The organism is Dechloromonas sp. A34, assembly GCF_026261605.1.
Lineage (GTDB): Bacteria > Pseudomonadota > Gammaproteobacteria > Burkholderiales > Rhodocyclaceae > Azonexus.
This window is the reverse complement of the sequence record NZ_CP102486.1, coordinates 279742-304570: the sequence shown is the minus strand read 5'-3', so window position 1 is coordinate 304570 and position 24829 is coordinate 279742. Positions and strand designations below refer to the sequence as shown.

Sequence of the window (24829 nt, the reverse complement as noted above, 5' to 3'; positions counted from 1 at the left end):
ACCATCAAATATACCGGCAAAACGCTGTCAATTCAAGATGCTGCAACGCAGCAGCGCGGCGCAGTACCCCTCACTACCTCCCCGTCGGGGTGCATCGCGCTTCGATAGCCGCCAGTATCTGGGGCTCGCTCGCCTCATCCGACATTACGGCCTCGCCAATCGACCGTAACAAGACCAATCGCATCCGGCCGTCCAGCACCTTCTTGTCGTGACGCATTAGATCGAGATAGCGAACCGAACCCAAAGCTACCCCGTGCACGGGTAGACCAGCCCGAACAAATAAGTTCTCGATCCGCAACACCGCATCAGGTGCCAACCAACCCATCTTCGACGACAGTTCCGCCGCTATTAACGTGCCGGCAGCCACCGCTTCTCCATGCAACCATATCCCATACCCCAAGCCGGTCTCAATTGCATGGCCGAAGGTATGACCCAGATTCAGCAGCGCACGTTCGCCACTTTCGCGCTCATCTGCTGCAACCACTTCCGCCTTGTTGGCACAGGAGCGATGCACAGCATAGGCCAATGCCTCCTTGTCGCGCTCCAGAAGGCGCTCGAGGTTGACCTCCAGCCAGGCAAAGAAGTCGGGATCGCGGATCAACCCATACTTGATCACCTCCGCCAGACCTGCCTTCAATTCGCGATCAGGCAAGGTATCGAGTGTCGAGATGTCAGCCAGTACCAACTTGGGCTGATAAAAAGCCCCAATCATGTTCTTGCCCAGCGGGTGGTTTATTGCCGTCTTGCCACCAACAGAAGAGTCAACCAATGACAACAGGGTCGTCGGGACCTGGATGAAAGGCATCCCACGTTGATAACAGGCAGCAGCAAACCCGCCCATATCACCAATGACTCCTCCACCCAGGGCAATCAGGGTCGTACTCCGCTCACAATGAGCAGTAAGGAGGGCATCGAAGATCAGATTGAGCGTTTCCCATGTCTTGTACTGTTCGCCATCCGGCAGAATCACCGGAATTGTCGTTACGCCGCCTTTTTCCAACGTCGCTCGCAGGGCGTCGAGATAGAGCGGAGCGACCGTGGCATTGGTTACCACCACGGCTTTTTTCTGTTTCAGGTGCGAAACAAGCAAGTCGACTTCCGCCAACAATCCACAGCCGATATGAATCGGATAGGAGCGCTCGCCGAGCTCCACATTCAATGTCTGAGTCATCATTGGCCCAATTGGTTAAATTCGCGCAGTAGATTCTGTACGATTCCGGAGGCAACGAGGTGGGTTCCGTTAACCACAAAATGTGCGGTTTCCCGATAGAGGGGATCACGGATGGCATAAAGCTCTTCCAGTCGAGCCAATGGATCGGCAACCTGAAGTAGCGGGCGATTTCTGTCATGACGAGTTCGCTCATACAGTAGCGCCGGCGGCACATTCAGATAGACCACCCAACCCGTATCATGCAAGCGACGGCGATTTTCTGGGTTCAGAACAACGCCTCCGCCGGTTGCCAAGACGATATTTTCCTCACTCGAGAGTTCCGTGATCGCCTGCGCTTCGCGTCGCCGGAACCCATCCTCTCCTTCGATCTCGAAAATCGTCGGAATGGGCACTCCGGTTCGCGCAACGATTTCATGGTCGGAATCATAAAAAGTCCGCCCCAAACGCTTCGCCAACTGACGCCCCACGGTGGTTTTACCGGCCCCCATCAGGCCGACCAGATAGATATTTCGACGATTTTCCACGACCGGATTCTATCCGAGTCCCAGCCAACCGCAAAAAAAGCCGGCTAAGCCGGCTTTTCTAATCAAAAGAAGTCAGCTGAAAGTCAGTTGAGGCGCATCTTGTCTGAAATCACAGATGGAGAAATGAACACCAGCAATTCTCGACGATTATTAACATCTTCTTTGAACTTAAACAACCAGCCTAAGAACGGTATGTCCCCGAGCAGCGGGACTTTATTAATCGTACCCTGGTTACTGGAGATAAAAACCCCACCAATTACTACCGTGCCACCATTCTCGACCACAACAGTAGTTTCCACTATCGAGCTTTTTAACGGAGGGTTTCCTTGCACGACATTGGTAAAATCCGGCTCCTCCTTTTTGACCACCAGCAGCATTTTTACAGCCCCCTCTGGTGTAATTTGGGGAGTGACCTCCAGACTCAATTTCGCCGATTTGAAGGTGACGGTGGCTGGTGCCCCCAACGCCTGCGGGGTTACATAGGGAACTTCGGTACCATCTTCAATTTTGGCCTTGACATTATTTGCCGTGACCACTCTGGGACTAGAAATAATCTTCCCCACCCCATCCGATTCGAGCGCAGCTAGCTCAAGGTTTAGAATTCGCGTGATTGATGAATTAAATAAGGAAAATGCCAACGTTCCACCGGTTGTTTGCGATATTGGCAGGTTAACTCCAATGTTAGAGTTTTGAACCAAGGTGGCGGGCGTAGTGCCAATCTGTGGCGTCATGGTCCCCCCCACACCGAAAATCCCACTCCCGCCCGCCTGGATAGGTTTTGAATTAATAAAATTCAGCTTTACTCCCAAATCACGCTTGAAGCTGTCATTAGCCTCAACGATCCGCGCTTCAATCTGGACCTGACGCGCTCCAATATCAATTGCGCTGATAAATAAACGAATCTCATCTAGTTTAGAAGGAATGTCATTGACAAAAAGGATATTGGACTGGGGATCTGCGACCGCACTACCACGTTTACTCAAAATTCGCTGTGCGGGTCCTGCGACCCCCCCCCCTGCTGGAGCCAATCCGGCAAGAAGACGCGCCACATCGGTCGCCTTTTGATAATTCAGAACAAATTGTTCGAGTTTTATTGGCTCCAGATCACTGATCTGCTGCTTGGATTCAAATTCCAGCTTTTCACGGGTCGCAATTTCGTCGCGCGGGGCAATCATGATGATATTGCCCTTTTTGCGCATATCCAGGCCCTTTTGCTGAAAAATGATGTCGATGACCTGATCAGCCGGAACATCCTTAAGCACTAGGGTGGTAGTTCCGGTGACTGTTTCACTAATCACCGCATTCAGCCCCAACTCTTCAGCCATCAGTCGCAACAAGGCACGGACATCGCCATTCTGGTAATTAATGCTGACGCGCGGCCCCTGATAACCAACCTTCGTACCCTGAACCAACTTATTCGGATCTTCGACAATGCGTTTAACCTCGACGACAAACTGAGAGTCACTCTGATAAGCGTTGTGCTCCCATTGGCCTTTGGGAGAAATTATCATGCGTACATTGTCGCCCTGAGCCCGCGTTTCGACGCTGGTAACCGGTGTAGCAAAATCGGTAACATCAAGTTTGCGGCGTAGATGTTCAGGAACTGAGGTCTTAATGAAATCAACGATCAGGTTTGCCCCTTGTTGCCGGATATCGATGCCTGCTCCGGCATCGCTGAGATCAACAATAATTCGCCCTTCGCCATCCTTACCGCGACGAAACTGAACGTCTTGCAACGCATGTTTACTGCCAAAGACACGTTCATCGGCAAATCGAGTAACGCGTTGCACGCTATCGCCGACCCGCGCGATCGGCGATAGGGTTACGTAAATCGACTTTCCATCCAGACGCGTTGTGTAGTTCATATTGCGCACGAGATTTAGTACCAAGCGAGTACGCTCTCCCGCTTGCACAATATTCAGACTACGAAGATCACCTTCGTTAATGCCCTGGCTATTTTTCCCCAACCCATTAGTGGTCAGAGGAAAATCGAGGGCAATTTTTGCAGGATTGGCCACGCTGAATCCAGCCGGAGGCACAGTCAGAGGCGACTTGAGGTCAATCTTGACGGCAATGTCGTTACCCTGCTTGGCGACATTGATTGCCTCTATGGTATTAGTGGCAGCGTCTTGAGCGCTTACCGGCGAGATCAAGGCAAGGCAGGCCGAAGCTGCAAGCAGTGCATAGTTGATAAATTTCATTTCTTGCTTCCCTCCTTGCTCTGCAGGTAAAGCGAACTCTTGCGCTCACTCCAGTCACCGGCAGAATCCTGAATCAATTCGCGCAGTTCAATTTCCTTGTCGGAAATCTGCGTCACCATCCCGAAATCGAGGCCGATATAATCACCCACCTTGATCTGCTTGACCTTGTCATCCACCTGAATCACGGCCATCGGTCGATTATTGACATTCAGGTATCCGATCATCTTGAGCGACTCAATGGGATATTTCTCAAGCAAACTATTGCGCAATTCACGAGCTTCAAAATCGGGCTGAAAAGCTCCGCCCTTTCCTGCTGCCTGCTTGTACTTGGATTCGGGCTCAATCTTATTTGGTTTAAACGGATCCAGAACCCCCTCCACGTCGTATGGAACAGGCTGATAGGGCAGCACCTCGGGCAGCTTGGGGACACTTCCTCGCATGTCCTTCGTATTGTCCGCCATCCACTGCCTTAGATCTTCGTGGTCCCCGCCGGAACAACCTCCGAGAGCACCACACAAGGCGATAAGAAATATTCGCTTCACTTCTTCGCTCCTTGTGCCGGCTTCTTCTGCCTGGCGATTTCCTCTTCATCCAAATAACGGAAAGTTTTGGTCGTGGCATCAAGGGACAATAGCCCCCCATCCTTTGCTGGCGCGATCGAGATATTGTTAAGGGTCACAATTCGCGGCAATTTCGCAATGTCGGCTGCGAATGCGCCAAAATCGTGGTACGACCCGTTAATCTTTACAGCGATCGGCAATTCAGCATAAAAGTCTTTGATCTGTTCTTGACCAGGACGGAACAATTCAAACTGCAATCCACGCCCCAAGCCAGCTTGATTTACTTCAATAAGCAAAGCCTCAATTTCCGATTTGTTCGGAAGTTGCTTTAATAGTGCCCCAAAAGAGCGATCGATCTCAGCCAATTGCTGGATATAGAGGTCAAGATTGACGGCTTGACGTTTTTTTTCCAGATATTGCTGCTTGAGGGTTTCCTCTTCGTGTTGTTTGGTTTCCAGCTCGATCAGCTGATCACTCCAGAGAAACCACCAACCGGCCAGCAAGATGACCAGCAACAAACCTGCGAGTACAGTAACTTTTGGAATCAAAGGCCAGGCACCCGGATCATTCGGGTTCATGAACCTGAAATCATTGGCGATAGCCTGAAAATCTACCTTTGGCATCGAGGTGGGCAGAGAAATGGCTTTTGCGTTCATTTTGCCCCCTTTGCTTCTTCCGGCTTGACTCGAGTCAGGGTGAAATTCATCCCAAACTCGTTGATTCGACGACCATTAAGCACACCAGCCTTGGTCTCAATCAGCTGCGGACTTTCCAGCCACGGAGAAGCTTCAAGATTTCTCATCAGCGCTGAGACACGGGCATTCGACTGCGCGTAACCACTGATATTTACCTTCAAACCATCCTGCTTGAGAGACTTCAGGTAGATCCCTTCGGGCACCTGTTTGACAAGTTCGCTCAATAGATAAACCGTTTCACCCCGATCTCTCTGAAGATTCTCAATGACTTGTTTGCGTGAGAGAAGTGCCTGCGTCTGTTCCTTAAGACGCTTGATTTGATCCAGTTCTTTATCAAGAACTGCAATCTCTTTCTTAAGGAAATCGTTCTTACCGACCTGATTGTCGATTGCCGTCGAAATCAGCGTATACCCGGCAAAAACGATGAGCGCTCCAAGTATGGCCACCAAGCCTACGAGTACAAAAAACTGCTCGCGCTTGGCCTTCTTCGCCTCTTCGCGATGCGGCAGGAGGTTGATGCGAATCATGATGGATCGAACCTCCGCAAAGCTAGGCCGCAGGCCACCATCAACGAGGAGGAGTCGGCCAGCAGACTCTTCGCCTTGACGCGGTCGGAGAGAACCATATTGGCAAACGGGTTAGCAATCAGCGTATTGACCTGAGTCCGGGTGGCGACTATTTCGTCAATCCCGGGGATAACTGCACATCCGCCGGCCAGCACGATGTGGTCAACCTGATTGTATTGTGTCGATGTGAAGAAGAACTGCAAAGCGCGCGACACTTCGAGAGCCAGATTTTCCATGAAGGGATTGAGCAACTCGGCCTCATAACCCTCAGGCAGGTTTCCGGCACGCTTGGCCGCCTCGGCATCCTCGTAACTCATGCCGTAATGCCGGGAAATATCCTGAGTCAATTGCCCGCCGCCAAATGCCTGCTCGCGAGAATAGACCTGTTGACCGTTACGCAAGACAGTGAGGTTCATGACATTGGCCCCGGAATCTATCAGGGCAACCACCTGATTCTTACCTGACTCCGGCAACTGCCGCTCAATCAACTCAAACGCCGACAAGGCAGCCAAGGACTCGACATCCACGACCACCGCCTTGAGTCCGGCCGCATCAGCTACCGCAACCCGATCCTCAACACGCTCTTTCTTCGAGGCGGCGATCAGAACTTCCAGTTCATCCGGCACAGAAGGAGCCGGGCCAATTACCTGAAAGTCCAGATTGACTTCATCAATAGAAAATGGAATGTACTGATTGGCTTCCGATTCAACCTGAGCCTCCAGTTCTTCATCGCGCAACCCTGCTGGAACGATGATTTTCTTGGTAATTACTGCCGAGCCGGGCAAGGCCATTGCGACATTGCGGGTCGACGTGCCCAAGCGCTTCCAGGCCCGCCTGACGCAATCGACCACCCCCTCCAGATTGGCAATATTGCCATCGGAAACCGCATCTTTGGGCAACACCTCGATGGTGTAGCGCTCGACACGGTAGCCGTCCTTCCCATTGGCGGTCAATTCGACCATCTTGACTGCGGAGGAACTAATGTCCAAACCGAGCAAGGAACGCGCCTTGGGATTTAACAACGCGGAGATATCGAAGCCCACCAGACCCCCAAAAAGTCTTTACGGAATACGAGGTTAGCAAAACAACCAATAATTTACTTCAGATGCTAGCAACAAGCTCTAGGCATGTAAAGCACTTTCACGGCAGCGATTGGCCTCAGCGTATAATCGGCACAACTCCAATTAAGTCCCTTAATCATTTTGTCCCCACTGCCTTTAGCGCTTCGCGTCGCCCTGTACCCGCTTGTCGCTCTGCTTGGTTTGGTAGGTATCGTTCTGGCGATTACCCTTATCGTACTCGTTCTGACCTACCCCAACCTGCCCTCGCTGGAAGTCTTGACCGACTACCGACCCAAGATTCCCTTGCGAGTCTACACCGCTGACGGTCACCTGATAGGCGAGTTCGGAGAAGAGCGTCGTGCAGTGGTCGCCATTGGCGATGTTCCCGAGATCATGAAACAGGCCATTCTGGCCGCAGAAGATGACCGCTTTTATCAGCACGGTGGTATCGACTACCTCGGCATACTGCGCGCGGCCGGAGCCAATGTGCTCGGAGGAGGCAAACGACAAGGAGCCTCAACGATCACCCAGCAGGTAGCACGAAATTTTTTCCTGACTGGCGAAAAGACTTACACGCGCAAACTATATGAAGCCCTGCTTTCTTTCAAGATTGAAAGCAACCTGTCGAAGGACCAGATTCTTGAGCTCTATATAAACCAGATTTTTCTCGGGCAACGGGCCTATGGCTTTGGCGCAGCTGCCCAGATTTACTTCGGCAAGCCGCTGAAAGAGATGTCGATTGCCGAAGTAGCGATGCTGGCAGGATTACCCAAGGCACCTTCGGCCTATAACCCGATTGTCAATCCCAAACGGGCCAGATTGCGCCAACAGTACGTGCTGCGGCGGATGCACGAGTTGGGATATATCACAGAGGCACAGCATCAAGCCGCACTAAAAGAACCGCTTGTCGTCAAACGCGAGTTGGCCGAATTTGCGGTGCGTGCTGAATTTGCGGCTGAAATGGCGCGTCAGATAACGGCCGAGCGTTTCCCGGATGATGTCTACTCTCGTGGCCTGAAGGTTTACACCACCCTGATCAAGACTGAGCAGGAGGCCGCGTATAACAGCCTGCGCAAGGGCGTCATGGATTATGACCGTCGGCATGGCTATCGCGGTGCTGAGTCGTACCTCGACATGACCGACTTTAAATCCGATCAGGATGAGGTCATCGACGAATCCCTGCAGGACATTTCCGATGCCGGAGACCTGATTCCGGCACTGGTCCTTACTGCCGACTCAAAGCAAATCAAGGCTTACCGGAAAGGTGGGGAAGTCGTCACGCTGAGTGGGGACGCCATCAAGTTCGCCGCCCGAATGCTTGACGACAAGGCCCCCCCAACAAACGCCTGAAACGCGGCGCCATCATCCGCTTGCTCAAGGACGACAAAGGGAACTGGCAGATCAGCCAACTACCGGAAGTCGAATCAGCCTTCGTCGCAGTTTCACCGACCGATGGAGCAATTCGCGCCTTGGTCGGCGGCTTTGACTTCAATCGCAACAAGTTCAACCATGTCACTCAGGCTTGGCGCCAGCCTGGCTCAAGCTTCAAACCCTTCATCTACTCTGCTTCGCTGGAAAAAGGATTCAGCCCGAACAGCGTGATCGCCGACGAGCCGATCGTCATTCCGGCCAGCCAGACCGGCGCCCAAGCCTGGGAGCCGCACAATTACGACGGCAAGTACGAGGGCCCGATGAAGATGCGTACGGCCCTCGCCAAGTCGAAAAACATGGTCTCGATCCGCATCCTGCAATCGATCGGAACCCACTACGCCCAGGACTACGCCGGCCGTTTCGGTTTCGATGCCGCAAAGCATCAGCCCTATCTCACCATGGCCCTAGGCGCCGGCTCGGTGACGCCGTGGCAGATGGTGACCGCCTACGCCGTTTTTGCCAATGGCGGCTACAAGATCAACCCCTACATCGTGCATGAGATCCGGGACGAGAGAAATCAGGTTCTAGCCCAATCGGCTGAAGTTCAGGCCGGAGAAGAGTCGATCCGCGCTATCGACCCCCGCAACGCTTTCATGATGGATGCCATGCTGCGCGACGTAACCATTTACGGGACCGCCGCGAAGGCCTCAGCGATCTTGAAGCGCCACGATCTTGCCGGCAAGACCGGCACGACCAACGAATACGTCGATGCCTGGTTTTGCGGTTATCAGATGACGGTTGCCGGATGCGCCTGGGTCGGCTTTGATCAGCCCCGGAAGCTGGGTGACAAGGAAACTGGAGGGGCCGCCGCCTTGCCGATCTGGATCGGTTATATGAACCGCGCACTCAAGGACGTTCCTGTGCAGCTACCGACGCCCCCTGAGGGCTTGATCAGCATCGGCGAGGGGCGTGAGCGTAGCTATATCTACGCCGAGAATGCCGAAAAGGAGCGACCGCCAGAAGATGAGGCGGCGATACCAGAGCCAAAACCTGACCTGAGCAGCCCGCCCAGCGACTGATCAGACCAAGGAGATAGACTCTCCGGCCTGCTGACTGGCGAGACTTGACAACTTCTCCATCAGTTCTGTGCCGTCGCGAGTATCCCGCCAGCCGCTGCCATCCCAGCGGAAGTGGAAGCCGCCGGCACGGGCGGCGACCCATATTTCATGGGCGATGCCATGGCGGTTGACGATAATTTTGCTGCGATCGGCGAACTCGATTTCCAGAACGCCGCCGGCGGCCAGTTCAAAATCGATATCGGCCTCGCTGGCCTCCAACGCCGCTTCGATCCTGGCCAGCGCGGCATCGGCCAAGCCGTTGAATTCCTTGTCATCCATCGTGTGCTAACATCCCGCTCTTTGCTGACAAACCCGTCGCCAATGTCCAGAATTGCCGCAGTTTTGCTAAGTTTCAGCCTTGCCGCCTGTGGCATGAAAGGCCCGCTTGAGTTGCCACCTGGCGCTGCGCCGGAACCCCTGCTCGGCAGTCCGAAAGCGGCCAAGCCTGCGCCGCGGCCAAGTGCCGGCGATGTTAGCACGGACCTCAAATCTAGCCCCCAATGAGCTCATTTACCTTGAAAGACGGCGTCCTGTACGCCGAAGGCTTTGCCCTGCCCGGCATTGCCGCACAATTCGGCACGCCGGCCTATGTTTATTCGCGCGCCGCGCTGGAATCTTCCCTGCACGAATTCCAGGACGTCCTCGGCAGCCATCCGGCGGGTAAGGATGCGCTGGTCTGCTACGCCGTCAAAGCCAATTCCAATTTGGCCATTCTGAATGTCTTCGCCCGCCTCGGAGCAGGTTTCGACATTGTGTCCGGCGGTGAGTTGCAGCGCGTCCTGGCTGCCGGCGCCGATCCGCAAAAAGTCGTCTTCTCCGGCGTCGGCAAGACCGCGGCCGAAATGAAACAGGCGCTGGACGCCGGCATTTTCTGCTTCAACGTCGAATCCGCCCCCGAACTCGAACGCCTCAACGACGTGGCCGGCCAGTGCGGCAAGAAGGCGCCGGTCAGCCTGCGCGTCAATCCCAACGTCGACCCGAAGACGCACCCGTACATCTCGACCGGTCTCAAGGAGGCCAAGTTCGGCGTCGCCTACGACGACGCTCTGGCGCTCTACCGCCGCGCTGCCGCCTTGCCGAACATTGAGGTCGCCGGCATCGACTGCCATATCGGCTCGCAATTGCTCGACCCCGCCCCCTTCGTCGAGGCCCTGGAACGTATTCTGGTCCTGCTCGACCAGTTGAGCGGCGAAGGCATCGCGATTCATCACCTCGACCTCGGCGGCGGTCTCGGCATCAAGTATCGCGATGACCAGGAACAGCCGACCGTCGCCTCCTACCTGACACCGCTGCTCGACAAACTGCTCGGGCGCGGACTGAAAGTGGTGCTCGAACCCGGTCGTCGCCTGGTCGGCAATGCCGGCCTGCTGCTGACCCGCGTCGAATTCCTGAAGCCGGGTGAAGGCAAGAGTTTTGCCATCATCGACGCCGCCATGAACGACCTGATGCGCCCGGCGCTTTACGAAGCCTGGCACGACATCCTGCCCGTCGTGCCGCGCCAGGGCGAACCCCACACTTATGACGTCGTCGGCCCGGTCTGCGAGACCGGCGATTTTCTCGGACAGGCCCGCCCCCTGGACATCGAACCCGGCGACCTGCTGGCCGTGATGTCGGCCGGCGCCTATGGCATGGCGATGAGTTCCAACTACAACACCCGGCCGCGCGCGGTCGAGGTGATGGTCGACGGCGACCAGGTCTTCGTCATCCGTCAGCGCGAAACCGTCGAGCAACTCTACGCCGGCGAAAGCCTGTTGCCTCAGTAGGGCCGCGATGCGCCTCGACAAATGGCTGTGGGCGGCGCGTTTCTTCAAGACGCGCACCCTGGCCTGCGATGCGATCAATGGCGGCAAGGTTCAGCACAACGGCTGCCGCGTCAAAGCGGCGCGCGAGGTCAAGGTCGATGATCGCCTGGACATTGCCAATGGCGAAACACGCTGGGAAGTGACGGTCAGAGGGCTATCCGAAAAACGCGGGCCGGCCTCCGAGGCGCGGCTGCTCTACGAGGAAAGCGCAGCAAGTGTCGCCGCCCGCGAAGTACAGCGCGAAACCCACCAACTGGTCGTCGATCCGGCGGCCGATCTGCATGGTCGCCCGACCAAGCGCGACCGGCGACAGATCAACCGTTTCGGCGGCTCATAGGACCATCGCCAAGGCCAGCGGCAGGAAAACCAGGGCGGCCAGGTTGCCGATCAGCACGATTGACGCTACCCGCTCCGGCTCCTGCTTGTAGCGCTCGGCGAACAGGAAGTTGAGCACGGCCGGCGGCAGCGCGCCGAAGACTAGCAACATGGCCGCATCGCGGCCGGACAGGCCGAGCAGCAGGATCACTCCGTAGGCGATGGCCATCCCGGCCAGCGGTCGCAGCAGGGCGCTGCCCACCGCCAGTTTCCATTCGCCGAAGCTGACATCCGTCATCCGCACGCCGAGCGAGAAGAGCAGCAAGGGCACCGAGACGTCGCCCAGCATCTTGATGGCGATCACCGCCGGCTGCCAGACGGGGATTTTCAGCACGGCAACCGCCAGGCCGACTATAGCCGCAGCAACCACCGGGATGCGCCACAGCGTCAGGATCCGCGTCTTCGGGTCGAGCAGGCGGGCACCGAAGGAAAAATGCAGCGTGTTCTCGACCATGAACAGGATGACCGCGGCCGCCAGTGCCTCTTCGCCCCAAGCGAGTACGGCCAGCGGCAGTCCGATGTTGCCCGAGTTGTTGAACAGCATCGGCGGCACCAGGGTTTTCGGCTGCACGCCAAGCAGCCGGGCAATCGGCCAGGCGAGCAGGCCACAGGTGGCGAGCACCAAAAAACCGCCCAAGGCCAGCGGCGCATAGGCCGCGAGGTCGAAGGACTTGCCGGCCATCGCGGCGAAAACCAAGGCCGGCACGAAGACATCCATGTTCAGCCGGTTGGCGACCGCCATTTCCGGCTTGTGATGGCGAGCATAGAAATAACCGGCAGCGACGATCCCGAAAATCGGAAAAAGAATCGCGACGAGCCGGAAGGTCAAACTACTGTCGGTCAAAGCACGTAACGCGACAGGTCTTCGTCGGCTGCCAGTTCGCCGAGGCGGGAATTGACGTAGGCAGCGTCGATCAGGATATTCTCCGGACCGCTCTTGCCGGCGCCGAAGGAAATTTCCTCGAGCAGCTTTTCCATGACCGTGTGCAAGCGCCGGGCCCCGATGTTCTCGGTTTTCTCATTGACCTGGAAGGCGATCTCGGCCAGCCGCTTGATGCCCTCATCGGCGAACTCGATCTGCACGCCTTCAGTTTCCAGCAAGGCCTGATACTGGCGGGTCAGGCAGGCATCGGTCTGGGTCAGGATGCACTCGAAATCGGCGACCGACAGCGAATCCAGTTCGACGCGGATCGGGAATCGCCCCTGCAATTCCGGGATCAGATCGGACGGCTTGGACAGGTGAAAAGCCCCCGAGGCAATGAACAGGATGTGATCGGTCTTGATCATGCCGTACTTGGTCGACACGGTCGTGCCCTCGACCAGCGGCAGCAGATCGCGCTGGACGCCCTGGCGCGAGACGTCGGCGCCCTGCATCTCGGAGCGGCTGGCGATCTTGTCCAGTTCGTCGAGGAAGACGATGCCGTTCTGCTCGACCGCCTTGACTGCTTCCAGCTTCACTTCCTCGTCATTGACCAGCTTGCCGGCCTCCTCGTCTGTCAGCAGTTTCAGTGCCTCCTTGACCTTCAGCTTGCGCGACTTCTTGCGCCCGCCGCCCATGTTCTGGAACATGCCCTGGATCTGCTGGGTCAGCTCTTCCATGCCCGGCGGGGCGAAAATCTCGGCCTGCATGTTCGGCGCGGCCAATTCGACATCAATTTCCTTGTCGTCCAGTTCGCCTTCGCGCAGCTTCTTGCGGAATTTCTGGCGTGTCGCCCCATCTTCGGTTTGCCCGGCATTCTCGGCGAAGAAGCCGGGATTACGCGCCGGCGGCAGCAACACGTCGAGAATGCGGTCCTCGGCGGCATCCTCGGCCCGGGCCCGCATCTGCTTCATGGCCCGTTCGCGGTTGGCCTTGATGGCGATCTCGACCAGGTCGCGGATGATGGTTTCGACATCACGTCCGACGTAACCGACCTCGGTGAACTTGGTCGCCTCGATCTTGATGAAGGGCGCATCGGCCAGACGGGCCAGACGGCGGGCGATTTCAGTCTTCCCGACGCCGGTCGGACCGATCATCAGGATGTTTTTCGGGGTAATTTCCTGGCGCAGCGGCTCGGCGACCTGTGCCCGCCGCCAGCGGTTGCGCAGGGCGATAGCGACCGATCGCTTGGCGTTGGTCTGGCCGACGATGTGCTTGTCCAGCTCGGAGACGATTTCCTGCGGGGTCATGGTTGCGCCGCCACTCATTCCAGGACCTCGATCGTAAAGTTACGGTTGGTATAGATGCAGATGTCGCCGGCAATTTCCAGCGACTTGGTGACGATGTCGCGCGGCGACAGATCGGTGTTCTCAAGCAACGCCCGCGCCGCACTCTGGGCATAGGATCCGCCGGAACCGATGGCGACGATGCCCTGCTCCGGCTCGAGCACGTCGCCGTTACCGGTGATGATCAGCGAGACCTCCTTGTCGGCGACCGAAAGCATGGCCTCCAGCCGGCGCAAGGCGCGGTCGGTCCGCCAGTCCTTGGCCAGTTCGACGGCCGAGCGCAAGAGGTTGCCCTGGTGCTTGTCGAGCTTGGCCTCGAAGCGTTCGAACAGCGTAAAGGCATCGGCCGTACCGCCGGCAAAGCCGGCCAGGATGCGGCCTTGGTAAAGCCGCCGGACCTTCTTCGCAGTGGCCTTGATGACGATATTGCCCAACGTAACCTGACCGTCCCCCGCCATGGCGACCGAGTTACCCCGTCGCACCGACAGAATCGTCGTGCCGTGATATTGCTCCATGTTTTTTCCTGATCCTTAAGACTTGGGAACTATGATGCGCGCCTGTTTGTTGAGGCCGACGACGGCCATCAGTTCGGCGACCAGATGACTCGGACTGCGGATTAGGATATCGCGGCCCTTGGCCTTGAAAGGCGCAATGCGGTTGACCAGTTGTCCGGCCGAGAAGAAATCCATTCGGCGAACCCCGGCAAAATCAAGAACGGGAATCTCGACCGCCTCGAATACTTTCAACAGTTCGTCAAAACGACAGTTCTTCAACTCGCCGGAAAAGTAGTAAGCGTCATCGCTCGGGCCTGTGCTTACCGCCGGCAAGGCGATACGAGCCGCTGGCACTGCTTCCCACGACGGCGGTGATAATTCGAAAGTCACGGCATAGTCGACCGCACGTTCCTCGAAGGCTTCCTGGGTTCCATGGCGCTGCAGCAGTTCAAGCAGCAATAACCAGGTCGTGGCCCGGGTTGCTTCGCCGGCCACCAGTCGCTCATTGAGGCGGCCGAGAAATCCCTCGACGCCAACCAATGTCACCGCCGCACCGGTATGCCGCGCCCGGGTGAGCAAGTCGGCCAGTTCGCCAGCCACGTCGTCATCGCAGCCAACCAGCTTGCCACAATCGACGATAACCGGAACCTTCTGGGCGATCAGCTTGCCGAGCTCCGCCACCGGCTGCGCTCCTTCGGCGGTCAGTACCCCTTGCAGGATAAATTGTCGGCCGCCGCCGACTTTGCTGACCACAGCCGCCTCTTCCTGGCGCCAGGGCGGCGGGGAGGTTTCACAGGCCTCTGCGTAGTCCATCCCCAGCTTCTCGAAGGCAGCCCGCTCACCCAAGGACTGCAGCAGATCGAACAGCAATAGCCAGAAACGCTTGCCCTCGCTGCCCGGATAGGCGCGAACCAGGGTTTCGAGCAGGGAGCGGGCCGCCGCATCCTGACCATTCGCAAAGAGGACGACAACGTGCTCGATATCGCCCTGCAGCGGGTCACCGCCATGCTCGACGTCAATGCCCATGACGCTGGATTCGATGAAATCGCGATCAAAATCCTCAACGGTGAAATCGAGATCATCAAGGGCGGGATTCGGCTCGGTCGAAAGCGCCGCCTCCGCCTTGTTTGGAACCGGTAACGGTCGGTTGCCGACGGTAAATTCGAGATCGGGCAGCGGTTCGGGCAGCGGCTCCGGCTCCTCAGTCGGAAGGTTTTGCGGACGCACCTCCGGCGTGGGCGGGCGTGGTCGTGCCACCGGCCGCTCCGGCATTTTCTGCACTTGTTTTTTGAAGAAGGAAAAAACCATGAGTTCTCCGCGTACCGAAGCAATGTTTTAGCACGGCCGCCAGCGTCACGCAATGACCAAGCCTATGACAATCAGGACAAGCGCCAGCACCGGGCCAAACGGCTGGTCCAGGCCAAGTGCCAGCAGGAACGCCGCAACGTAGGCGATGATGCCGACCAGCAACGAGACGCGCAGGCCCGCCTGCCAGTTGGACGCCCGGCGAAACGCCAGCCAGGGCGGAATGAAAACCAGGGCGAACGCCCCCATGACCCCCATGCTCATCGTCGCCAGTGCCAGCACCAGAGCAGCCAGCACGTCAAAGCCGGTCTGGGTCGGCCAGGTGCGGATGCCGCGAATCCGGAAAAAATCCGGATAGACATTGGCCAGCAGCAGATGTCGGGAAATTGTTCGCAAGAGAAGAAGCGCCACCGCCCCGCCGCCCGCCACCAGCCACAGTTGCTCGCTGCCCGAAAAATAGAGTTGGCCATCGAACAAGGCATGACCGAGTCGCTCGGCCAGCGGATGGTTGGCCGCCAGCAAGACGGCCACCGCCCAGCCCCCGAGCAATAACAGGGCATAACTCGCCCCGCCTGCCAGGCGACGGGCAAACAGCCGCTTCCCGGCGCCAGCCAGACCCGCCGCGAGGACTCCCCCGAGCGCCGGCATTGCGCCGCCAACCAAGGCGAGCAGCGCTCCCGCGGCGGCGATGTGCGAGTAAGCCAGCGCCGCCAGCCACTCGTCGCGCAAGCGCAGATAACAACCGAGCACGGGCAAGAGAATGGCGAGTCCCAATCCGGTCAGGAAGGGAATCAGGAAGACCTCATTCCACATCGCGGCCCCCTAGCACCAGTACTCGATCGCAAACGGCCTCGACGAAGGCGGCATCGTGGCTGACCACGAGCATGCCCGCCCCGGCCTCGGCGCGCTCGCGCAAGTGGGCGGTCAGATGGGCGACACCGGCGGCATCGAGATTATTGGTCGGCTCGTCGAGCAGCACGAGGTCAGCCGGCGCTTGGAGAACGGCCCACAGCGTCAGATAGTGGCGCTGGCCGCCGGACAGGCGGTCCAGGCGCAGGTCGATGCGCTCGGCGAGCCAGGGCGGCAGGCCGTCGGCGCTAGCGCCAGTCAGCGTCAGCAACTCGCGGCCGGAGAGCGGCAGGCCGTCAACCGGCGGCACATCCTGCGTCTGCAGGGCGAGACGTAAGCCAGGGCGTTGACGCAGCCTCCCGGAAAAGACCCGGGCCCGCCCGGCGACGGCGGCGAGCAAGGTGCTCTTCCCGACCCCGTTGGGGCCGGTCAGCCCAACGATCTCGCCGGCCCCCAGGACCAGGTCTAGGGGCAGGGTAGCCGGCTGCTGCCACCCGGCAACCAGCTGTTCGAGTTCAAGCAAGGTGTTCACCGCGCGGCTTTCAACAGACGCTGCACGGTGTCGTCAAACAGGCCGAACAGGTCTTTGGCTTCCGGTGTGCCACCCACCGTGTAGGGCAGCAGCACGGCCGGAATGCCGGACTTGCCGGCCAGCCACTGGCTCGGTCCGTCCTGGTTGTAAGCAGTACGCAAGACCATCCTGGCCGGCGTCGTTTGTTGGAGCGCCAGCAAGCCCCTCAAATGGCCACTGCTTGGTTCGACGCCGGGCTTCGGCTCGAGCGTACTGACCTCCTTGAGACCCAGCCAGTGCGCCAGGTACAAAAAGGAGGAATGATGGACCACCACCGGCATGCCGCGCAGCGGCGCCGCTTCCCTCTCCCAGCGCGCCATCGCCGTCTGCCACTTGCCGGCGAAGGCCCGGAACCCCGCCTTGTAGACGGCGGCATTGGCGACATCCAGTTCAGCCATGCGGGAACTGAGCGCCTCGCCGACTTTCAGCACATTGCGCGGATCGAGATGGATGTGCGGGTTGCCCGCCGCATGCACATCGCCATGCGACCGGTCGAGCACGCTCGGCACCTCAAGCCGGTTTACGAAACTAGCGGCCTCGAAATAACCCGGCCGCCCGGCCTGGATGGCCGAATTGCCCGAGTCGCGCAAGACCAGCGGCAACCAGCCGACCTCCAGATCGGCGCCGGCAGCGACCACCAGGTTCGCCTGCCGGGCCTGGGCCAGCAACGATGGCTTGGCCTCGATGCGGTGCGGATCCTGAAAGGCAGTGGTCGCCGTATAAACGCGGACCTGCTCGCCACCGATTTCCCTGGCCAGCGCGCCCCACTCGGGGACGGTGGCAAAGACGTTGAGAGCGGCGCAGGCCGGCAAGGAAATCAGGCTCAGCAAGGCAAGGCTGAAGCGGACGGAAATGGTCTTCATCGCTGACTCCTTAGAATTTGTGTCCACCGTGCGCGCCCATGCTGACGACGTATTGCAGCCAGAGCTGATTGTCGGTCGCCTCGGGACGGCTCTTGTCCTGGGCGTACTGCAGCCGCAGACGCGAGAATTCGCTGGGGCTCCAATCCACCATCAGCGTATTTCGGCTCGGCGCGTAGTGCGCCAGCAGCGGCAGATCGGCCGCCGTCAAGCTGCCGTTATTGAGCAGTTCGATATCGGCCGCCCCCGAACTCAGGCGGTCGTAGCGATAACCGATGCGCCAGTTCGGCATGAACTGGTAAACCGCCTGAGCATAGAAGCCTGACTGGGCATTGCGATAGGCGCCCTGTTGCGCCGTGCTGGCGGTGTCGTAGACGAGATCGCCGGTCTCGGTGCGCCGGAAGTATTCACCCTGCAGTTTCAGGTTGGTGACTTTGCTGTTGCCGTTGGGCGCCCACTTCCACAAGAGATCGGCAATCCAGGTTCGGCTGCGGCCACTGAAACTGTTGCTGACTCCGTTCAGCGGATCGTCGTAGCTGCGATCTTTCGGTTGCGAAGCAAAGTAGGAAATGCCGCCGCGCCAGCTATTCGACACCCCGACATCGCCACCGAGGTGGACGAATGCGGCAGCCGACATCAGGCCATTCTTGTTTTTCGCCTCGTCGGTCGCCGGGAAACTCATCGCCCGCGCCGTTTCCGCTCCGAATTCCAGGAATACCGGCGTCGGCGCCAGCCAGCGTACCTGCACGCCATCCATCCCCAGAGCGTTGCCGAAGAAGGCCTGGTAAGGAAGCGGAGCATCGGAGAAGTCCCATTCATGGGGATGCAGCTCGTTCAGATAGCCGATGCCCGAGCGGAAACGCCCCGCCTTCAGGTTGAAGCCTTCACCCAGACCCAGGGTCTGGATGCTCGCCTCCTCGACCCCAAGTGTGTTGTCCGGCGCCAGAGCCAGGCGCAGAGCGCCGCGGAATAGCGGATCGATATTGGCGGTAATCGCCAGTTCCGATTCGCCCAGATTGAAGCTGCGGCCTTCCGGCATCAGCTCACCGTTGGACGGAATGAAGCCCTGCAGACGACGCTCGCGCGGATCCTTCGTCAGATTGGTGTAGCTGCCGGAAAGGATCAACGAGATTTCCGGATTGAAGGCGGCGGCTGAGGTCTGCGGCTGGCGGACCTTGAGGCTGGCGTCGTTGGCCACCAGCTCAGCCTTGCCGGCCACCGTCTCGGCCCGACCGGCCGCGGCTTCGGCCTGCGCCAGCTTTTCCTCCAGGGCGGCAATGCGTTGTTCGTAGCTTTGCTTCATTTCGTTGATCTGGCTGCGGATGGCGGCCAGATCGGCGGCATCGGCGGCCTGCGCGCCGCACGAGGCGGCAAGCAGAGCAGCCATGACAAATGGCTTGTACATCATGGAATTCTCCTGAAAACGGAATCAACTCGACCGGCTGCAAGATGCAGGGTCGACGATCAAATCAAGACGTTTTCAGGCAGCCGGCGGACCGCGCTGGCAGGCGGCGGGCGGAGGAAAGGCGCTGCGCGGATGGCTGTCCAGCGTTTCCGGTACGAGGGCAGCGGCCACCACCGGGGCAAGGCGGCCAGCGACGGCAAGGCCGAGCCCAGATTGTGGGTGGCCAGGCAAAGCTCGCAAGCGTGCGTCGGCAGCACCCCATCCTTGCCGGCGGTATGCTCGACGGCATGCGCCCCCGCCGCCAGCTGGGCGAAGAGGAGAACGGCAACGAGAAGGAACTGACGCAGCGGATTCACTGGGAAGGTTTAGTCGACCTGGACGAGCAAGCCTTTGAGGTATTCGCCTTCCGGAAAGTTCAGCGCGACCGGATGATCGGCCGCTCCGGCCAGCCGGCCGACGATGCGCGCCTCACGCCCGGCATCGTGCGCGGCGCCGGCGACGATCTTCTGGAACAGTTCGAGCCCTATACCGCCCGAGCACGAGTAGGTCATCAGCAGGCCGCCCGGCTTCAGCAAGCGGCAACCGAGCACGTTGATGTCCTTGTAGGCCCGCGCCGCACGTTCGGCATGGGCGGCGGACGGCGCGAACTTGGGCGGATCGAGGACGATCAGGTCGAACAGTCGCCCATCCTTGCGAAAATCGCGCAAGGCTTGGAAAACATCGGCTTCCTGCCAGTGAGCCCGCTCGGCTGGCAATTGCGGATTGAGTGCCAGATTGGCCTTAGCCTGTTCCAGCGCCGGACCGGAGGAATCGATCGAGAGCACGCTGGTCGCGCCGCCGGCCAGCGCCTGCAGCGAGAAGCCGCCGGTGTAGCAGAAACAGTTCAGGACTTCCTTGCCGGCCGCCAGCTGGCCGAGCAGGGCGCGGTTGTCGCGCTGGTCGAGATAGAAGCCGGTCTTGTGCCCGCCGACGATATCCACCGCCATCCGTACGCCGTTTTCGCTGATTGCCAGCGCCGTCGTCGGCGCCTCGCCATGGACCCAGCCAGTGGTCGGCTCCAGGCCTTCCAGGCCGCGAACATCGGAGTCCGAGCGCTCGTAGATGCGGGAGCAGCCGGTCGCCTTGACCAGGCCGGCGACGATGGCATTGCGCCACTTGTCGGCCCCGGCCGAGGTGAGCTGGATGACCACGGTATCGCCATACTGGTCGGCGATGACACCCGGCAGGCCATCCGACTCGGCATGGATCAGGCGCAGCCCCTGCTGACCACGCAAGGCGGGCAAGGCCTGGCGACGAGCGACGGCAGCGGCGACGCGGCGCTTGAAGAAGGCGTCGTCGACCGATTCATCGGCATCGAAAGTCCAGAAACGGGCGCGGATCTGCGATTTCGGGCTGTAGGCCGCACGGCCCAACGGCCGCAGATTGTCGGCCAGCACCTCGACCGTGTCGCCCGGCCGCGCGCGGCCCTCCAGACGCCCCACGGAACCGGCAAACACCCACGGATGGTGCTGCTTGAAGGCGGAACGTTCCTTACCCGGCATGAGTACCAGCTGAGCCATAGTTTCTAAACCTCAAAAGCAAGAAGCCCCGGTTACCTTGCAGTAACCGGGGCCCTAAAAAGCTTGAATCCGCTTAGGCGCCCAGGGCCTTGCGGTTGCGAGCGTGGCATTCGGCAGCGTAGATGACCTTGAATGCGGTCTTGCCGTCGCCCTTGAACAGACGCTTGGCCGACTTGGAAATGCTGCGGCGTTCCAGGGAAGAACGGCGGGTGCGGTTGATAGCCATGACTAACTCCTTGATTTCGGCGAATTTTCAAAACGTTGAATCATAGAGGCTGGCGGCCGAAACGTCAATTGAAGCCCGCCGTTTCAGCGAATTAGCGCTTGGCCCGCGGGTGGGCGGCGTCGTAGACCTTGGCCAGATGCTGGAAGTCGAGATGGGTATAGACCTGGGTCGAGGCAATGCTGGCGTGGCCGAGCATTTCCTGGACCGCCCGCAAATCGCCGGAAGACTGCAGGATATGTGAGGCGAACGAGTGGCGCAGCATGTGCGGATGGACATGGCGCGGCAGACCAAGCTGCACGGCACGACGGGCCAGCCGAAGCTGGATCATCCGGTGGCTGATCCGCCCGCCACGCTGGCCGACGAACAACCCCGGCTCGCCTTCGGTTGCCAGCGACGTGCGCACCGCTGCCCAGGCGGCCAGGGCTTCGCGGGCCTTGCTGCCGACCGGCACCAGCCGCGCCTTGCTGCGTTTGCCGAGGACACGAATTTCGCCTTCGTGCAGAGCCGTATCGAGCGCGTCGCAGTTCAGTGCGGCGAGTTCGGCGAGGCGCAGACCGGACGAGTAGAACAATTCGAACATCGCGCTATCACGCGCCGCCAGGACCGGATCGGACTCGTCGTCGGGTTCGAGCAGACGCGCCGCTTCATCGACCGACAGGGCATTCGGCAAATGCTTGGGCGGCTTCGGCGAACGCACGCCTTCGCAGGGATTGGCCCGTACCGCGTCACCCCGCCCCAGCCACTTGAAAAAGCCACGCCAGGCTGACAACAGGCGGGCCAGCGAACGGCCCGACAGCCCCTGGCCATGCAGTTGCGCGACGTAGCGGCGGATGTGATGAACCTGCAACTCGGCCAGCGGAATCTCGCCGGCCAGGGTCAGCAGGCGCCGAAGGTCGCGCCGGTAATTGCTGACCGTATGCGGCGACTGCCGGCGCTGCTCGGCCAGTTCGGCCAGATAGGCAGCAACGGCGTCGCCGGGGATCACAGCACGCTCTTGGTGACCCGGGCGAGCGCGGCGGAAACCATTTCGCCGAGACGTTCGAGGTAGAGCGTACCCATGTCGGCGTAGAAGCGCTGCGCCTCTTCGCTGCCCAGGGCGATCATGCCGATTGTGCCACCGCCGTTGCGCAGCGCGATCAGAGCCTGCGAACGGATATGGCCGGAATACTCGCCAAACCAGGACGCCGTGCCGAAGCCGGCGGTCGAGCCGCAATACGGCCGGGCCAGGGTTTCGGCGAAAACCTGCAATTCCTCGCTGACCGCCGCGAATTCGGGCAGGCCCTCGACCTCATCCGGCTTATGCCAAAGGCGCAGCGCGACATGCGGTACGGAAAAATCGTCGCGCAGATGAAAATTGAGCAGATGGATCACCGCCTGAAAGGTTTCGGCGGCGATCAGAGCGACCGACAGGCGATGCACCTTTTCGCTGATCGCGTCGTTTTCTTCGCCGAAGGCAATCAGTTCGGCCAGCTTGCTTTCGGTCGTCCGGTTCTTCTCGCGCAGGGTCAGCATCTGGCGCTCGGCCAGCGACACTGCCCGCCCGCCATGTGGATGCGGCAGGAAGATCTGCGCCATCAGGTCGGCATACTGCTCGAAGAAGCCGGGGTTGTTTTTCAGGTAGTCCGCGACATCTTCGGGGAACAGGGCGCTCATAGTTCAACTTCTCCAGTAAATACGGTTGCCGCCGGGCCAGTCATCAATACCGGACGCTCGGCGCCGCCCCAGACGATGGTCAGGTCGCCGCCCCGGGTCGTGACCCGCACCGGTGAATCGAGTAGACCACGCCGGATGCCGGTGACCACGGCGGCGCATGCCCCGTGCCGCAGGCCAGCGTCTCGCCGGCGCCGCGCTCATAGACCCGCAACTTGATGGCGTGGCGATCGACGACCTGCATGAAGCCGGCGTTGACCCGTTGCGGAAAGCGTTCGTGGTTTTCGATCAGCGGCCCGTGCTCGGCGACCGGCGCGCCGTCGACACAGTCGACGACCTGCACAGCATGCGGGTTGCCCATCGAGACGACGCTGATGGCGAGCGTTTCGTCGGCGACATCGAGGTTGTAGATCACGACATCGTCGTCGTGCAGAAAGGGAATCTCGTTCGGCTGAAAACGGGGAACCCCCATGTCGACCGTAACGCTGCCGTTGGCCTCGAGGCGCGGCGTGATGATGCCGGACTTTGTCTCGACCCGGATCTCACGCTTCTCCGTCAGCCCGGCCTCATGCACGAAACGCACGAAACAGCGGGCGCCGTTGCCACACTGCTCGACCTCGCTGCCATCGGCATTGAAGATGCGATAACGGAAATCGACACCGGACTGGGTCGGCTTTTCGACCAGCAGAATCTGGTCGCAGCCGACGCCAAAATGGCGGTCACCCAAGTAGCGCAGCTGTTCCGGGGTCAGCGAAACGTGCTGGCGAATGCCGTCGAGGACAACGAAATCGTTGCCCAGGCCATGCATTTTCGAGAATTTCAGGTTCACACGCTGCTCCGCTGGGTAATTAAAAAAGGATAGCAGAGACAGTGGCTTGTCTCAAATTCCTAAAGTTTTTTCTCCATCACGAAATCGTCCATCACGAAGCCGTGGCCGATGTCGTCCACGATCGCTTCGCGGACGACGAAACCGTATTTCTTGTAGGAGCCGATGGCCTTTTCGTTGCGCTTGTTCACCGCCAGGACCACGCAGGGATAGCCGAGCTTCCGGGCACGGGCAGCGACATGCTCGATCAACTGACCGCCGACACCTTGGCGTTGGACATCGGGGTGGATATAGAGTTTGTCGAGCTTGAACTCACCCTTGTAGATTTCGCTGAAGGCGAAGCCGACCCGACGTCCGCCGTGGAAGGCCTGATCGAGCCACTTGTCGGCATCTTCCAGATCGTCGTACAGGCGCTCATGACCGTAGCGCTGCTCGAGCATGAAGTCGATCTGTTCCTGGGTGATGATGCCCGGATAGGTGGCCTGCCAGATTTCGCGGGCCAGGGCGGAGATCGCCGGCACATCGGGCGGCGTCACGGGGCGAATTTCGATTTTCAGGCTGTTCATTGGTAAAACCTTTGTTCTCCGGGTGGCCGGGTCTTGAAACGTTTGTGCAACCAGAAATACTGCTCCGGCATACGCAGCACCTGGCTTTCAATAAAGCGATTGACGTACTCCGTATCGGCCTCGACGCTCTCGCCCGGAAAATTCTCCCAGGGCGGCATGACTTCGACCTCGTAGCCATCGGCCACCTGGCGGGTAATGCAGGCCACCACCTTGGCGCCAGTCAGGCGCACGATCCGGGAAACGCCGGGAATGGTCGCCGCCTGGACACCGAAAAAGGGCACGAAGATCGAATCGGTAGGCCCGAAATCCATGTCTGGCAGATAGTAGAACTGATGTCCGGCCTTCATGGCCTTGATGATGCCGCGCATCCCCTCCTGCCGGGAAAAGAGCACCGTGTCATTGAATCGTTTGCGGCCATCATAAAGCAACTTGTTGAAAACCGGATTCTTCTGGTTGGAGTACACGCTGCAACCAACGACATACATCGAAATGCGCGTCGCGCCGGCATCCAGCCCGACAAAATGCGGCGACAGCAGAATGATCGGCTTGCCCTCGGGGTCATTCAGATGCTCGGCACCGTGAATCCGGATGATGCGCTTGAGGCGTTCTTTCGACGCCCACCAGCCGAGCGTCCGATCGAGCACGGCGCGGCTGAAGGCGATGAAATGACGGCGCGCCAGTTCCTCGCGTTCGCCTTCCGTCTTTTCCGGAAAACACAATCGCAGGTTGGTCAGTGCCACCTTGCGGCGCTCGCGGCCAAGCGCATACAACAGGCTGCCCAGGCCCCGCCAATCGCCCGCAGGACGGGCAAGGGCAGCCAGTGCAAGAGCCAGAGGAAGCCGACCAGGATGTAGGTAAAGAATAGTTTC

Annotated in this window: 26 protein-coding genes and 2 pseudogenes; 4 read left to right on the top strand and 24 right to left on the bottom strand. The window is 59.3% G+C overall.

Annotation, left to right across the window (positions count from 1 at the left end; translation table 11 throughout):
* Positions 1–73: 73 nt before the first annotated feature.
* From aroB to NQE15_RS01530, 7 genes are all read right to left on the bottom strand, one after another.
* Complete coding sequence (gene aroB, locus NQE15_RS01560; RefSeq protein WP_265945906.1) at positions 74–1174, bottom strand: 3-dehydroquinate synthase; 1101 nt, start codon at positions 1172–1174, stop codon at positions 74–76.
* Positions 1171–1659: a shikimate kinase gene (locus tag NQE15_RS01555; protein ID WP_265950084.1), complete on the bottom strand. Its 489-nt coding sequence runs from the start codon at positions 1657–1659 to the stop codon at positions 1171–1173. Before NQE15_RS01555 ends, aroB begins: the two co-directional genes overlap by 4 nt.
* 119 nt (positions 1660–1778) lie before the next feature.
* Positions 1779–3896 carry a type IV pilus secretin PilQ gene (gene pilQ, locus NQE15_RS01550; protein WP_265945904.1) on the bottom strand — a complete coding sequence of 706 codons (2118 nt, stop codon included), beginning with the start codon at positions 3894–3896 and terminating at the stop codon, positions 1779–1781.
* Positions 3893–4438, bottom strand: coding sequence for a pilus assembly protein PilP (locus tag NQE15_RS01545; RefSeq protein WP_265945902.1), 546 nt, complete (start codon positions 4436–4438; stop codon positions 3893–3895). Before NQE15_RS01545 ends, pilQ begins: the two co-directional genes overlap by 4 nt.
* Complete coding sequence (locus tag NQE15_RS01540) at positions 4435–5112, bottom strand: type 4a pilus biogenesis protein PilO (RefSeq protein ID WP_265945900.1); 678 nt, start codon at positions 5110–5112, stop codon at positions 4435–4437. Before NQE15_RS01540 ends, NQE15_RS01545 begins: the two co-directional genes overlap by 4 nt.
* Positions 5109–5678: a PilN domain-containing protein gene (locus tag NQE15_RS01535; protein WP_265945898.1), complete on the bottom strand. Its 570-nt coding sequence runs from the start codon at positions 5676–5678 to the stop codon at positions 5109–5111. Before NQE15_RS01535 ends, NQE15_RS01540 begins: the two co-directional genes overlap by 4 nt.
* Positions 5675–6760 carry a pilus assembly protein PilM gene (locus tag NQE15_RS01530; protein ID WP_265945896.1) on the bottom strand — a complete coding sequence of 362 codons (1086 nt, stop codon included), beginning with the start codon at positions 6758–6760 and terminating at the stop codon, positions 5675–5677. Before NQE15_RS01530 ends, NQE15_RS01535 begins: the two co-directional genes overlap by 4 nt.
* Positions 6761–6919: 159 nt before the next feature.
* Here NQE15_RS01530 and NQE15_RS23990 point away from each other — a divergent pair.
* Positions 6920–9228, top strand: a pseudogene (locus NQE15_RS23990) (penicillin-binding protein 1A).
* Here the strand turns inward: NQE15_RS23990 and cyaY are convergent.
* Positions 9229–9546, bottom strand: coding sequence for an iron donor protein CyaY (cyaY, locus tag NQE15_RS01520; RefSeq protein WP_265945894.1), 318 nt, complete (start codon positions 9544–9546; stop codon positions 9229–9231).
* A gap of 42 nt (positions 9547–9588) precedes the next feature.
* Between cyaY and lptM the strand changes: the two genes are divergently transcribed.
* Genes lptM through NQE15_RS01510 form a run of 3 tightly spaced genes read left to right on the top strand, consistent with a single transcriptional unit; the run spans position 9589 to position 11406 of the window.
* Positions 9589–9771, top strand: coding sequence for an LPS translocon maturation chaperone LptM (gene lptM / locus NQE15_RS23985; RefSeq protein ID WP_416336495.1), 183 nt, complete (start codon positions 9589–9591; stop codon positions 9769–9771).
* Positions 9768–11030 (top strand): diaminopimelate decarboxylase, encoded by a 1263-nt coding sequence (gene lysA, locus NQE15_RS01515; RefSeq protein WP_265945892.1) that lies wholly within the window; start codon positions 9768–9770, stop codon positions 11028–11030. The genes lptM and lysA overlap by 4 nt, the downstream gene beginning before the upstream one ends.
* A 7-nt stretch (positions 11031–11037) precedes the next feature.
* A complete protein-coding gene (locus NQE15_RS01510; RefSeq protein WP_265945890.1) occupies positions 11038–11406 on the top strand; it encodes an RNA-binding S4 domain-containing protein in 369 nt (122 codons plus the stop codon).
* Here NQE15_RS01510 and NQE15_RS01505 read toward each other — a convergent pair.
* The 16 genes and pseudogenes from NQE15_RS01505 to NQE15_RS01430 form a co-directional block, all read right to left on the bottom strand.
* Entirely contained in the window at positions 11401–12273 is an 873-nt protein-coding gene (locus NQE15_RS01505; RefSeq protein WP_265945888.1) for an AEC family transporter, read from the bottom strand. The genes NQE15_RS01510 and NQE15_RS01505 overlap by 6 nt on opposite strands.
* 11 nt (positions 12274–12284) lie before the next feature.
* Positions 12285–13613, bottom strand: coding sequence for an ATP-dependent protease ATPase subunit HslU (hslU, locus tag NQE15_RS01500; protein ID WP_265945886.1), 1329 nt, complete (start codon positions 13611–13613; stop codon positions 12285–12287).
* Between the two features lie 14 nt (positions 13614–13627).
* Complete coding sequence (gene hslV, locus NQE15_RS01495) at positions 13628–14164, bottom strand: ATP-dependent protease subunit HslV (RefSeq protein ID WP_265945884.1); 537 nt, start codon at positions 14162–14164, stop codon at positions 13628–13630.
* 15 nt (positions 14165–14179) lie between these two features.
* The gene (locus tag NQE15_RS01490) at positions 14180–15400 is read right to left on the bottom strand and encodes a hypothetical protein (protein ID WP_265945883.1); all 1221 of its coding nucleotides are present in this window, start codon (positions 15398–15400) and stop codon (positions 14180–14182) included.
* Positions 15401–15496: 96 nt separating this feature from the next.
* Complete coding sequence (locus NQE15_RS01485) at positions 15497–16261, bottom strand: metal ABC transporter permease (protein WP_265945881.1); 765 nt, start codon at positions 16259–16261, stop codon at positions 15497–15499.
* On the bottom strand, positions 16251–16829 hold the full coding sequence (locus NQE15_RS01480) for an ABC transporter ATP-binding protein (protein ID WP_265945879.1): 579 nt from the start codon (positions 16827–16829) through the stop codon (positions 16251–16253). The genes NQE15_RS01485 and NQE15_RS01480 overlap by 11 nt, the downstream gene beginning before the upstream one ends.
* On the bottom strand, positions 16826–17731 hold the full coding sequence (locus NQE15_RS01475) for a metal ABC transporter substrate-binding protein (RefSeq protein WP_265945877.1): 906 nt from the start codon (positions 17729–17731) through the stop codon (positions 16826–16828). Before NQE15_RS01475 ends, NQE15_RS01480 begins: the two co-directional genes overlap by 4 nt.
* Before the next feature lie 10 nt (positions 17732–17741).
* A complete protein-coding gene (locus tag NQE15_RS01470) occupies positions 17742–19136 on the bottom strand; it encodes a TonB-dependent receptor (protein WP_265945875.1) in 1395 nt (464 codons plus the stop codon).
* 56 nt (positions 19137–19192) lie between these two features.
* Positions 19193–19489, bottom strand: coding sequence for a hypothetical protein (locus NQE15_RS01465; protein WP_265945873.1), 297 nt, complete (start codon positions 19487–19489; stop codon positions 19193–19195).
* Between the two features lie 9 nt (positions 19490–19498).
* The gene (locus NQE15_RS01460) at positions 19499–20692 is read right to left on the bottom strand and encodes a class I SAM-dependent rRNA methyltransferase (protein ID WP_265945871.1); all 1194 of its coding nucleotides are present in this window, start codon (positions 20690–20692) and stop codon (positions 19499–19501) included.
* 73 nt (positions 20693–20765) lie between these two features.
* Positions 20766–20918 carry a hypothetical protein gene (locus tag NQE15_RS01455; protein WP_226441957.1) on the bottom strand — a complete coding sequence of 51 codons (153 nt, stop codon included), beginning with the start codon at positions 20916–20918 and terminating at the stop codon, positions 20766–20768.
* A 91-nt stretch (positions 20919–21009) separates the two neighbouring features.
* Positions 21010–21900, bottom strand: coding sequence for a tyrosine recombinase XerC (gene xerC / locus NQE15_RS01450; protein WP_265950082.1), 891 nt, complete (start codon positions 21898–21900; stop codon positions 21010–21012).
* Positions 21900–22571: a DUF484 family protein gene (locus NQE15_RS01445; RefSeq protein WP_265945865.1), complete on the bottom strand. Its 672-nt coding sequence runs from the start codon at positions 22569–22571 to the stop codon at positions 21900–21902. The genes xerC and NQE15_RS01445 overlap by 1 nt, the downstream gene beginning before the upstream one ends.
* Positions 22568–23397: pseudogene (gene dapF / locus NQE15_RS01440) on the bottom strand (diaminopimelate epimerase). The gene NQE15_RS01445 and the pseudogene dapF overlap by 4 nt, the downstream one beginning before the upstream one ends.
* Before the next feature lie 59 nt (positions 23398–23456).
* On the bottom strand, positions 23457–23960 hold the full coding sequence (locus tag NQE15_RS01435) for a GNAT family N-acetyltransferase (protein ID WP_265945863.1): 504 nt from the start codon (positions 23958–23960) through the stop codon (positions 23457–23459).
* On the bottom strand, positions 23957–24730 hold the full coding sequence (locus tag NQE15_RS01430; protein WP_323054936.1) for a lipid A biosynthesis acyltransferase: 774 nt from the start codon (positions 24728–24730) through the stop codon (positions 23957–23959). Before NQE15_RS01430 ends, NQE15_RS01435 begins: the two co-directional genes overlap by 4 nt.
* Positions 24731–24829 lie beyond the last annotated feature (99 nt).